10 protein-coding genes are annotated in these 10,602 nt (G+C 70.5%); 5 read left to right on the top strand and 5 right to left on the bottom strand.

From position 1 onward, the window contains the following. The coding region (locus tag IJH84_RS22435; protein ID WP_295148661.1) for an enoyl-CoA hydratase-related protein at nucleotides 1-397 on the top strand (397 nt) is incomplete at its 5' end. Next, nucleotides 390-1,160 (top strand): SDR family NAD(P)-dependent oxidoreductase, encoded by a 771-nt coding sequence (locus IJH84_RS22430; RefSeq protein WP_295148658.1) that lies wholly within the window; start codon nucleotides 390-392, stop codon nucleotides 1,158-1,160. The genes IJH84_RS22435 and IJH84_RS22430, both read left to right, overlap by 8 nt. A gap of 10 nt (nucleotides 1,161-1,170) precedes the next feature. On the opposite strand, the gene IJH84_RS22425 is transcribed toward IJH84_RS22430, so the two are convergent. Together IJH84_RS22425 and IJH84_RS22420 are read right to left on the bottom strand one after the other, a co-directional pair. Then, on the bottom strand, nucleotides 1,171-2,367 hold the full coding sequence (locus IJH84_RS22425; protein ID WP_295148655.1) for an amidohydrolase family protein: 1,197 nt from the start codon (nucleotides 2,365-2,367) through the stop codon (nucleotides 1,171-1,173). Nucleotides 2,368-2,485: 118 nt separating this feature from the next. After that, a complete protein-coding gene (locus IJH84_RS22420; protein ID WP_200069523.1) occupies nucleotides 2,486-3,532 on the bottom strand; it encodes an aromatic acid exporter family protein in 1,047 nt (348 codons plus the stop codon). A 164-nt stretch (nucleotides 3,533-3,696) separates the two neighbouring features. Here IJH84_RS22420 and IJH84_RS22415 point away from each other — a divergent pair, with 164 nt between their 5' ends. The 3 genes from IJH84_RS22415 to IJH84_RS22405 all read left to right on the top strand — a co-directional run bounded on the left by IJH84_RS22415 (nucleotide 3,697) and on the right by IJH84_RS22405 (nucleotide 6,687). Beyond that, nucleotides 3,697-4,899, top strand: coding sequence for an AGE family epimerase/isomerase (locus IJH84_RS22415; RefSeq protein ID WP_295148651.1), 1,203 nt, complete (start codon nucleotides 3,697-3,699; stop codon nucleotides 4,897-4,899). 94 nt (nucleotides 4,900-4,993) lie between these two features. After that, nucleotides 4,994-5,506: a GNAT family N-acetyltransferase gene (locus tag IJH84_RS22410; RefSeq protein ID WP_295148649.1), complete on the top strand. Its 513-nt coding sequence runs from the start codon at nucleotides 4,994-4,996 to the stop codon at nucleotides 5,504-5,506. A 155-nt stretch (nucleotides 5,507-5,661) separates the two neighbouring features. Beyond that, the gene (locus IJH84_RS22405) at nucleotides 5,662-6,687 is read left to right on the top strand and encodes an NAD-dependent formate dehydrogenase (protein ID WP_200069520.1); all 1,026 of its coding nucleotides are present in this window, start codon (nucleotides 5,662-5,664) and stop codon (nucleotides 6,685-6,687) included. Nucleotides 6,688-6,861: 174 nt separating this feature from the next. Here IJH84_RS22405 and IJH84_RS22400 read toward each other — a convergent pair whose 3' ends face one another. The 3 genes from IJH84_RS22400 to IJH84_RS22390 all read right to left on the bottom strand — a co-directional run. Continuing rightward, a complete protein-coding gene (locus IJH84_RS22400; protein WP_295148645.1) occupies nucleotides 6,862-8,400 on the bottom strand; it encodes an aldehyde dehydrogenase family protein in 1,539 nt (512 codons plus the stop codon). Nucleotides 8,401-8,416: 16 nt separating this feature from the next. Then, nucleotides 8,417-9,559, bottom strand: a complete 1,143-nt coding sequence (locus tag IJH84_RS22395) for an acyl-CoA dehydrogenase family protein (RefSeq protein ID WP_295148643.1) — start codon at nucleotides 9,557-9,559, stop codon at nucleotides 8,417-8,419. Between the two features lie 233 nt (nucleotides 9,560-9,792). Next, nucleotides 9,793-10,602 (bottom strand): TetR/AcrR family transcriptional regulator (locus IJH84_RS22390; RefSeq protein WP_295148640.1); only part of this gene is annotated, 810 nt, incomplete at its 5' end.

Genomic DNA, 10,602 nt, shown 5'->3' with positions numbered 1-10,602 from the left:
CATGGAGATCAAGTGGGGTCTGATACCGGACATGACCGGCACGCAGGTGTTGCCGGAACTCGTGGGCCGGGACGTGGCGAAGGAACTCACCTTCACCGGCCGGGAGGTCGACGGCCGGGAGGCGGTCTCGCTCGGGCTCGCCACCAAGCTCGCCGACGATCCGGCGGCGGCCGCCCGCGTTCTCGCCGCCGAGATCGCGGGCAAGAACCCGCACGCCGTGCGGCGGGCCAAGGAGCTGCTGGACGCCGCGGGGCAGGTGAGCCTCGAAGAGGGCTTCGCCGCCGAGCAACGCGCGCTGGGCGCGCTGCTCGGCACCCCCAACCAGACCGAGGCGGTGCAGGCCGTTTTCGCCGGGCGCGCACCGGAATTCGCCGACCCGGAGGCCGCCGATGCCTGACTCGCCGTTCGACCTCAGCGGACACGTCGCGCTGGTGACCGGCGGCAACTCCGGGATCGGCCTGGCGATGGCCGATGCGCTGGCCGCGGCGGGCGCGGGCGTGTGCGTGTGGGGCACCAACGCCGAACGCAACGAAACCGCGGCTGAGCAGCTGCGCGCGCACGGCACCGACGTGTTTCCGCTGCGCTGCGACGTCTCGGACGAGGCGCAGGTCGCCGATGCGATGCGGCAACTGACCGACCACTTCGGACGGTTGGACTCGTGCTTCGCGAACGCCGGCGTCGGTGGGGCCGGGATGCGGTTCCTGGAAACGGACCTGAGCGAGTTCCACCGCGTCACCCGCGTCAACGTCGACGGCGCGTTCCTGACCCTGCGGGCCGCGGCCGCGCAGCTGGTCGAGCAGGGCGAAGGCGGCAGCCTCGTCGGCACCGCCAGCCTGGCCGCCGTGCAGGGGCAGCCGCGCGGGCAGGGGTACGCGGCCAGCAAGGGCGCGCTGATCTCGATGATCAAGTCGATCGCGATCGAGCTGTCCCGGCACAAGATCCGCGCGAACGCCGTGCTGCCGGGCTGGGTGAGCACGCCGATGGCCGATCCCGCGTTGCAATCGGAGCCGTTCCAGCGGCGAGTGCTGCCGCGGATGCCGGTGGGGCGCTGGGGCGAACCCGGCGATTTCGGCGCGCTCGCGGTGTATCTGGCCAGCCCGGCCAGCTCCTTCCACACGGCCGACACGATCACCGTGGACGGCGGGTACCTGGCGTTCTGAGCGAGCCGGACTACGGCAGCGGCACCACGCGGCCCGCGGCGAGCACCAGCCGGATTTCGCGCAACGCGGCGAGATCGCTGAGCGGATCTCCTTCGACCACCAGCAGGTCCGCGGCGTAGCCGGGGGCGATGCGGCCGATCCGGTCGCCCTGGCCGATCCCGGTGGCGCTGCCCGTGGTGGCCAGTTCGATGATGCGCTCCAGCGGGAAACCGACGTGCTCGTAGAGTTCCAGCGCCTCGACGAAATCCCCGAAACCGGAGCGGTGGCTGACTCCGGCGTCCGTTCCGGTGATCAGCGGCACGCCGAGGTCATCCATCCAGCGCAACCGCTGCACCACGTTGCGGGCACTTGCCGGGCCGATGACCTGCATGAATTCGCGCCACTTCGCGGGTGTCGCCACGCAGGCCCGCACGCCGCGCTCGACCATCGCGCGGGCCACGTCGTCGCGCCGGTCGTGGCCCTCGCCGCCGGTGCGCATCCAGGTGCAGTGCTCGATGGTGTCCACGCCCGCCTCGGTGGCCGCCGCGAGCGAGTCCGACCCGTGCGCGTGGGCCGCGACCGGAAGTCCCGCGTCGCGGGCTTCCCGCACGATCAGCTTCAGCTCCGCGACGCCGAACTGCTCCTCGCGCATGGACACCGACTCCGGGGTGAGCGACCCGCCGGAGGCCATGACCTTGATGACGTCGGCACCGAGCGCGGCGTTGCGCCGGATCCGCTCCCGGATCGCTTCCGGACCGTCCACTTCGCCACCGAGGAACCAGCAGTGCCCGAGCGGTGGTGTCAGCGGCGGCCCGGCGGCGAGGATGCGCGGGCCGAGCAGCTCACCGCGTTCGACGGCCGCGCGGACCTGGAACACCAGCCCGTCCCGGTCGCCCAAGTCGCGCACCGTCGTGACACCGGAGGCCAGGGCCTGCTGCGCTCGCCCGGCCATGCCGAGCAGCAGCGCGGAGTCGTCGGTGGCGCGCAGCTCGTCGACCACGTGCTGCCCGCAGTTGAACGCCAGGTGCACGTGGCAGTTGATCAAGCCGGGGAGTATCGCGTGCCGCGGGTGGTCCGAGCGGAGTACGTCGTCATCGGCCGCGCGCTCGATCTCCTCCCGCGGACCCGCCGCGGTGATCGTGTCGCCGTCGATGAGCACGGCGCCGTCCTTGATGCGCTGCCCGACCGGTCCGGCCAGGACCTCGCGCGCGGTGATCAGTCGTTGCACGAGACGGATTTCTACCTGCCGGGCACCGGGCTTCGGTACCGAATCGGCGAGTCCGGCCGCGAATCTTGCTCCGTTCGTGCGATGAGCGCGGCGCCCGCAGGCGAGTGGCAGCTACCGGCTAGCCGCCTTCCGGCCCCCTCGCCAGTTCGTGCAGGTCTCGCGCGACCAGCCGGATCTCGCTGGCCAGCTCCGACGAGCCGGGCGGCAGCCCCGTCGGGTCGATCCGCGTCGCGGGGGCTGCGAGTTCGCGGGCGCTCTCCCGGTTCCGGTCGGCCAGCGGGGCCGCGCAGAAGGTCCGCACCGCCTCGGCCAGGTCGTCGACCACCTGGACCAGCCAGTCCGGCGCGCCGTCCTGCCGGGCGAGCAGCTTGTGCGTGGCGCGCGCGACCAGCACCGAGTCGGTGTGCACCGGGTCGACTCCGGCCAGGTGCTCGTCCAGCGTCAGCACCGCGGCCCGCTGCCGCCGGCCGCGCACGGACTGCCGGGCCAGCGCCCGCGCGGACTGCCGGGCGGTTTCGAACGCCGCGAGCTCGTGGTGGCCGCGGCGGACCCGTTCCAGGTTCTGCCAAGCCGCCTCCGGATCGGCTCGCCGCAGCGCGTCCGCGGCACCGCGCAGGCCCTCCGCGGCGGGCGAGAGCGCCGCGCACACCGAGTTCGACAGGATCGTCAGCGGGCTCGGAGTGACCAGCACCTGGCTCACCAGCAGCGCCAGTGCCCCGCCGATGAGCGCGCTGAACAGCCTGCTGAACCCGGTCTGCGGCGCGTGCAGCGCGATCACCAGCAGCGCGGCCACCCCGGCCTGGATGATCGGCAGCGGATTGGTGCTGGCCGTGGTGACCAGCAAGGTCGCCACCAGCACCGCCAGCGCGGGCTGCCACGGCCCGACCCCCAAGTAGCGCACCAGCACTTCGCCGACCGCCACGCCCGTCAGCACACCGCCGATGACTCGGAACGCCCGGCGGCCCCGCGCGCCGGGTTCGTCCACCAGGCTGACCATGGAAGCGATCGGGGCGAAGATCGGCGCAGGCGGGCTCAGCAGCAGCGAGGCGATCCACCACGCGAGCCCGGCGGTCACCGAGGCCAGCAGCACGCGTCGCAGGGCGTGCCGCACGCGCGCGGCGACGCGGTGCAGCGGGATTCTGTTGAACGTCGGGCGGCTGGACACGGCCAACATGGTCCCCGATCACGGCGGTGCGGGCTCGACGCGCGAGACCCCGGTTCGACGCGAGAGTCCATTGTGGAGGAGTCAGCCGGGAGACGTCCTCCCGCGGGCCGCCGGAATGTGCCAAGCTGTTCGGCCGGACCGCTGGAGAATCGGAGGGTGGCGTCGTGACCGAGCAACCGCAGGTGCCGGAGTGGGTGCGCAACGAGCCGGAACGGCTGCTGGCCTTCGCCGACGCGGCCGCGCACCCCGACGGCGGGTTCGCCTGGCTGGACGAAACCGGCCGGCCGGGCGCCGACCGGCCGGTGGAAACGTGGATCACCTGCCGGATGACCCACGTGTTCGCGCTGGCCGTCGCGCAGGGGCGCGATGAGCTGCGCGAGAAGGTCGACATCGGCGTCGCCGCGTTGCGCGGGCTGTTGCACGACGACGAACACGGTGGCTGGTTCGCATCGGCGAACGCTCGAGGGCCCGTCGCTGCGCACAAGGGCGCTTACGAGCACGCCTTCGTCGTGCTGGCCGCCGCCAGCGCTGCGGCGATCGGCGCCGACGGTGGCCGCGAGCTGCTGCGGGACGCGCTGCAGGTCGTCGAGAACCGGTTCTGGGAGGAGGGGCCCGGGTTGGTCGCGGACTCCTGGGACCGCACGTGGACCGAGCTGGAGGACTACCGCGGCGTCAACGCGAACATGCACACCGTGGAGGCGATGCTGGCCGCGGCCGATGTGACCGGCGACCGGGTCTGGTCCGACCGCGCCGCGCGCATCGTGCAAGCCGTGGTGCACGGCTTCGCCCGCGAGCACCATTGGCGGCTGCCGGAGCACTTCGACCCGCGCTGGAACGTGCGGCTGGAGTACAACCGGGACAAGCCCGCCGACCCGTTCCGCCCATACGGGGTGACCATCGGCCACCTGCTGGAATGGGCGCGACTGGCGCTGCACACCCGAGTCGCGCTGGGCGACGCCGCGCCCGGGTGGCTGCTCGAGGACGCGCGTGAGCTGTTCGCCACCGCGGTGCGCGACGGCTGGAACGCCGACGGCGCGGAAGGCTTCGTCTACACCACCGACTTCGACGCCACGCCGGTCGTGCGCAACAGGTTGCACTGGGTGCTGGCCGAAGCCATGGCGACCGCTTGGACGCTGCACCAGGTCACCGGCGAGCAGCAGTACGCGCAGTGGTTCCAGGAGTGGGCCGCGCACGCCGAACACTTCTTCGTCGACCGCGAGTCCGGTTCGTGGCACCACGAGCTCGACGAGCACAACCGACCGGCCGACACCGTCTGGGAAGGCAAGCCGGACGTTTACCACGCCTACCAGGCGACGCTGCTGCCCCGGCTCGCACCGGCGGCTTCGTTCATCGGCGCGCTGGCGTGAGGTTCTGCTCGGAATGACCTGCGTGGCGGCGGGGTGGTGGTGCCGATCGTGCTGCAGCCGCTTAGCAGAGCGATGGTCAAAAAGGGAATGACCGTTGCGGTGCGATCTGATCCGCGGCAGCGTGCTCGGCATGTCCGATCTTCCGGAAGCGCGCAGAGCGCACCAGCAAGACGTCGATTCCCTGTTGCGGTTGCGCGTGCGGATGCTCGCCGACATGGGCGTCGCGGTCTCGGACGTCGAATGGCGCGCCGCTGCCCGCGAGTGGTTCACCGACCGCCTGCGGCGGCCGGGGGAGTTCGCCGCGTTCGTGGTGGATGACCCCGAGGGCGGAGTGGTCAGCTGCGCGGTCGGCCTGTGCGAGCCGGTCCCGCCCGGTCCCGGCAATCACGCCGGGCTGCACGGCCGGGTGCTCAACATGAGCACCGAACCGGCACACCGCAGGCGCGGCTACGCGAAGTCGTGCCTGCAGGCGTTGCTCGACTGGTTCCAAGCCGAAACACCTGCGCGGGTGATCAACCTCAACGCCACCGCGGGAGGGGTCCGCATGTACGAGTCCATGGGGTTCCGACGACCGGACAACACGGCATTGCGACTCCGGTTGACCTGAAGAGTGTTCGGGAAGCGGTTTGCGTAGATGGTCGGGCTGAGTCCTCGGACACCTGCACGCCGCATGCCACAGCACTTTCCCGCCGCCGTCCGGTGTTGATCGCCGGTGCGCGGGTACCCGGGGCGCGAATGAAGCCGAATCCGAAGGAGGCGGCCGTGAAGTTCGTCGCTGTGCTCTACCCCGGCCCCACCGAGCGGCACGTCGACCACTCCGGGCTCGACCTGCTCGGCAGCACCGAAGGGGCACTGGGCCTGACGAAACTGCTGGAGTCGGAAGGGCACGAGCTCGTGGCGCTCAGCGACCGGGATGAGGCGCTGCGCGAGCACCTCCCGGACGCGGACGTGTTCATCACGACCCCGTTCTGGCCGACTTACCTCTCCGCCGACGCCCTGGACCGGGCGAAGCGGCTGAAGCTGGTGCTCACCGCCGGTGTCGGCTCGGACCACATCGACGCCGATGCCGCCACCCGCAACGGGATCACCGTCGCCGAGGTCACCGGCAGCAACGTGGTCAGCGTGGCCGAGCACGCCGTGATGCAACTGCTCACCTTGGTGCGCAACTACATCCCGGCCTACCAGCAGGTCCTGGACGGGCGCTGGGACATCGCCGACATCGCGGCGCGTTCGCACGACCTGGAGGACAAGACCGTCGGAATCATCGGCATGGGCCAGATCGGGCAGCGGATCGCGTTGCGGCTCAAGGGTTTCGACGTCAAGGTGCTGTACAACACCAAGCACCGCCGCAGTTCCACCGAGGAATCGGTGTTCGCGGCGCGCTACAAGCACCTGGACGACCTGGTGCACCAGTCCGATGCGATCGTGCTTTCCTGCCCGTTGACCGACGAGACCCGGGGCCTGTTCAACGAGGAACGGCTGCGCTCGATGAAACCCGGTTCGTGGCTGGTGAACATCGCGCGCGGCCAGATCGTGGACACCGACGCCCTGGTGCGGGTACTCGACGACGGGCATCTCGGCGGATACGCGGGTGACGTGTGGTATCCGCAGCCCGCGCCGTCCGACCACCCGTGGCGGACCATGCCGGGACACGCGATGACGCCGCACGTTTCCGGCACGAGCCTGGAAGCCCAGCAGCGGTATGCCGCCGGAATCCAGGACACCGTACGGCGTTTCCTCAACGCGCAACCGCTGCAGGAAGATTACGTGGTCGCTGCCCCGAAGTGATCCCGGCCAGCAGAGTTCTTTCAGAATGATTCGCATAGCGGGTCGCGTAGCGGAACCTCAGCGGCTTCGCCGCTGACAAGACAAGGCCCGAAAACCACACTAAGATGACTCCTGAGTGGACGGACCGGTCCCGTCCGGACGGGTCCGTCCACCGGCGTAGATCAGCCGAGTCGATCACTTGGCCCGGCCGTGGCGGAACGCGATGACGCGTTTGATGATGCGCATGGTGGCGGCGCTGCGGCGGAAGCTCATCAACGCCATGCCCGGAACGGCGAAGCGCTGCCGTGCGATGGAGTGCGGGCGGGAGAAAGCCAGCAGTCCTTCGGATCCGTGGATGCGCCCGAAACCGGATTCACCGACCCCGCCGAACGGCAATCCGGCGATACCGGCGAAGCCGAGCACCGAGTTGATCGAAGTCGCCCCGGCACGCAGTCGGCGGGCGATCTCCATCCCGCGGTTGCGGGAGAAGACCGTGGAGGCGAGCCCGTAGCTGGTCGCGTTGGCCAGCTCGACCGCCTCGTCCACCGAGTCGACGGTGCGCACCGTCATCGTCGGCCCGAAGGTTTCTTCCCGCACAGCAGCGGAATCCTCATCGGTGTCGACGAGCACGACCGGATCGACGAACGGTGCGCGCACCGAATCACTGCCACCGACGACGGCCTTCGCCCCGTGCGACCAAGCATCCTCGATGTGCTCGCGGACGATGTCCACTTGCGACGGAACGGTCATCGGGCCGTACGAATCGCCGGCGCGCACGTCGCGCAGCTCGCGCGCCAGCGCCTCCACGAACCGCTCGCGCAGCGAGCGCACGACGTAGATCCGCTCGACCCCGACGCAGGTCTGCCCGCTGTTGGACACCGCGCCCCACGCCGCGGCCTCGGCCGCGGCGGAGACGTCGGCGTCGTCGGCGACGATCAGCGCGTCCTTCCCGCCGCATTCCACCAGGACGGGAGTGAGCGTCTCCGAGCACGAGGCCATGATCTTCTTGCCGGTGGGGCTGGAGCCGGTGAACGCGAGTTTGTCCACACCGGACCGGCACAGCGCCGCCCCGGTCTCGCCCGCGCCCTGCACCGTGGCCAGCACGCCTTGCGGTGCCTCGGGATTCGCCTTGTGGAAGGCTTCCGCGAAGTAGCGGCCCACGGCGGGCGTGTGCTCGCTCGGCTTGAAAACCACCGTGTTGCCCGCGGCGAGCGAGTAGGCGATCGATCCGTTCGGCGTGTACAGCGGATAGTTCCACGGCCCGATCACGCCGACCACGCCCAGCGGCCGCTGCTCCACCCTGGCGGCGAAGTTCGACATCAACGGTCCCGGTGAGACCGACCGGGACCGCAGCACCGAGCGCGCGTTCTTGGCCGCCCAGCGGATGTGCTCCAGCGTCAGCACGAGCTCCAGGTACGCGTCGTCGAGCGGCTTGCCGTTCTCCCGGCGGGTCAGCTCCGTCAGCTCGTCGGCGTGCTGCGTGAGATGTGCCGCCCATCGCAGCAGGCAGCGCTGCCGACCGGCGAAGTCCAGCCCGCTCCACCACGCGGCGGCTTCCCGCGCCCGTGCCACCGCGTCGGCGACCTCGGCAGGGCCGTCGACGGAGAAGGTCGCCACGACCGAACCGTCGGCCGGATCGGTCGAGACCAGCTGCGCCGATTCCCCTGCCCGGGCCGACTCAGCTGCCCGGCCCGCCTCGCCTGCCTGGCCCGCGGACGTCGTTGTCCTGGTCATGATCGCGCCTCCCGATTCACAGCCCGTAGGTCTTGCCGATGATGTCGCGCTGGATCTCGCTGGTCCCGCCGTACACCGTGGACACCACGGTGGAGCGCAGCAGCGCCTCCATGCCGTACTCGGTGGCGTAGCCGTAACCGCCGAGCATCTGCATCCCCTCCAGCGAAACGTGCTTGGCCAGCTCGGTGCACTTGAGCTTGGCCATCGACGCCTCGCGCGGGAACGTCTTGCCCGGGTTCTCGTCGATCTGCCGCGCCACGTCGTCCAGCAGCAGCCGGGCGCACTCCAATTCCGTTGCCATGTCGGCGATCCGGTGCCGCAATGCTTGGAACGAACCGATCGGCCTGCCGAACTGCTCGCGCTCGGACACGTAGGCCACGGTGTCGTCGAACGCGCGACGGGCGGTGCCCAGCATCAGCGCCGCGAGGATCATCCGCTCGAGGTTGAGCCCGGCCATGAGCTGCTTCCACGCCTGGTCGACCTCGCCGACCACGGCCGCGTCCGGCACGAAGCAGTCGGTGAAGTACAGGTCGTTGACCTCCCGTCCGCCCATGGTGTCGATGCCGGTGATCTGCAGCCCCGCTGCGTCCGCGGGCACCATGAACTGCGTCAGGCCCTCGTGCTTGGTGCCGCCGGGAGTGGTGCGCGCGATCAGCAGGATGTGATCGGCGATGTGCGCGTTGGAGCACCAGGTCTTCTGGCCGTTGATCAGCCAGCCGCCGTCGGTCCGGGTTGCCTTGCAGGCCAGCGCGCCCACGTCCGAACCCGCTGCGGGCTCGGACATCGAGACCGCTTCGACGCGGCCGTCCACCACGCCGCGCAGCACCTTCTCCTTCTGCTGCGGCGAGCCGAACTTCTCGTACCCGGCCGCGGAGATGATCGTGGTGGCGAAGCCGCCGATCGGCGCGCGGCCGTAGGCGGTCTCCTCCAGGAACAGGCACAGCTCGGTCATGCCCTGCCCGGCACCGCCGTACTCCTCCGGCAGCGACACCCCGAGCCAGCCCAGCTCCGCCATCTTGGCGTAGAGCTGCTGGTTGTGCGGGTGCTGCCCGCCGCCGGTCAGCTCGTCGCGCTGCTGCTTCGTGCCGCACTCGCGGCGGCAGAACTCGGCGATGGCGTCGACGAAGTCGCGTCGCTCATCGGTGAGGACTCGTGGCATGGGTTTCCTTCCGGGGGCGCCGGTGCCGCTTCGAGGGCGTGCGCGGCCGGTCGACGACCGTGCCGCGTCATGCCGTGAACTGTAAATGGCGATTAACTTGGGAACAAGACAAGCCTGCTGGAAGCTGTTCCGAAGTCGGGTATCCGCAGCTGGCCGGGAGCGTCCGAGACCATCCCGATGGCGCGAGCGGCGCTTCACAAGTCAGGCCCCTCACAAGTCAGGCCCTGCACGAGTCAAGCCGAGTGCAGCACCGCCAGCACCAGGTACCGCGCCTGCTCCTGCCCGCCGATCCGGGAACCGGCCATCGCCATGTCGTTGACGATGTTCAACGCGGCCTGCACCGTCACCTGCAACCGGTTCGCCCGCGTCGGCTCGCGCACGCGCTCGGTCAGCGCCATCCACTGTCCGATGTGGTCGCGTTGCGCGCGGCGCAGCGCGTGCCGGTCGTCGGTGGGCAGGTTGCGGTACTCGGAGAGATACACCGCGAGCAGGTCCCGGTTGTCGAAGGCGAACTCGACGTAGGCCGCCACCAGACCGCGCAGCGCCGTCTCCTCGTCGGAGGCGCCTTCGACGGCCCGGCCGGTGGCCACGGCCAGCCGGTCGGCCGCTCGGTAGTACACCGCGGCCAGCAGATCCGCTTTGCCCGCGAAGTGCCGGTAGACGCTGGAGGCGTTGATCCCCGCGGCGGTGCCGATCTCCTCCATGCTCACGGTGTGGAACCCCCGCTCGCGGAACAGCACAACGGCTGCGGCGAGCAGTTTTTCCCGCCGTGCGGCGAGTTCGGGCACGCCGCCGACGGCGGGTGCGACGGCTTTGCGCTCGGGGGAGGGCGGCTCGGCGGCCAGCACGACCGAGGCGATCGAGTGCAGCGCTTCCTCCGCCACGCGGTCGCTGAGCGAGACCCGGTGCGTGGACCAGCTCGCGATCCCGCTCAGCGCCGCGGACGACAGCAGCCGCGCGGACGGTTCCGGCAATTCCGGGCGAAGCGCCCGCAGCCGGTTCGCGAGTACCGCGATCAGCGCCCGCAGCTTGCGATCGACCTG

The organism is Saccharopolyspora sp. (assembly GCF_017434145.1).
Classification (GTDB): Bacteria; Actinomycetota; Actinomycetes; order Mycobacteriales; family Pseudonocardiaceae; genus Saccharopolyspora_C; species Saccharopolyspora_C galaxeae.
This window is presented reverse-complemented; position numbering and strand designations above follow the sequence as displayed.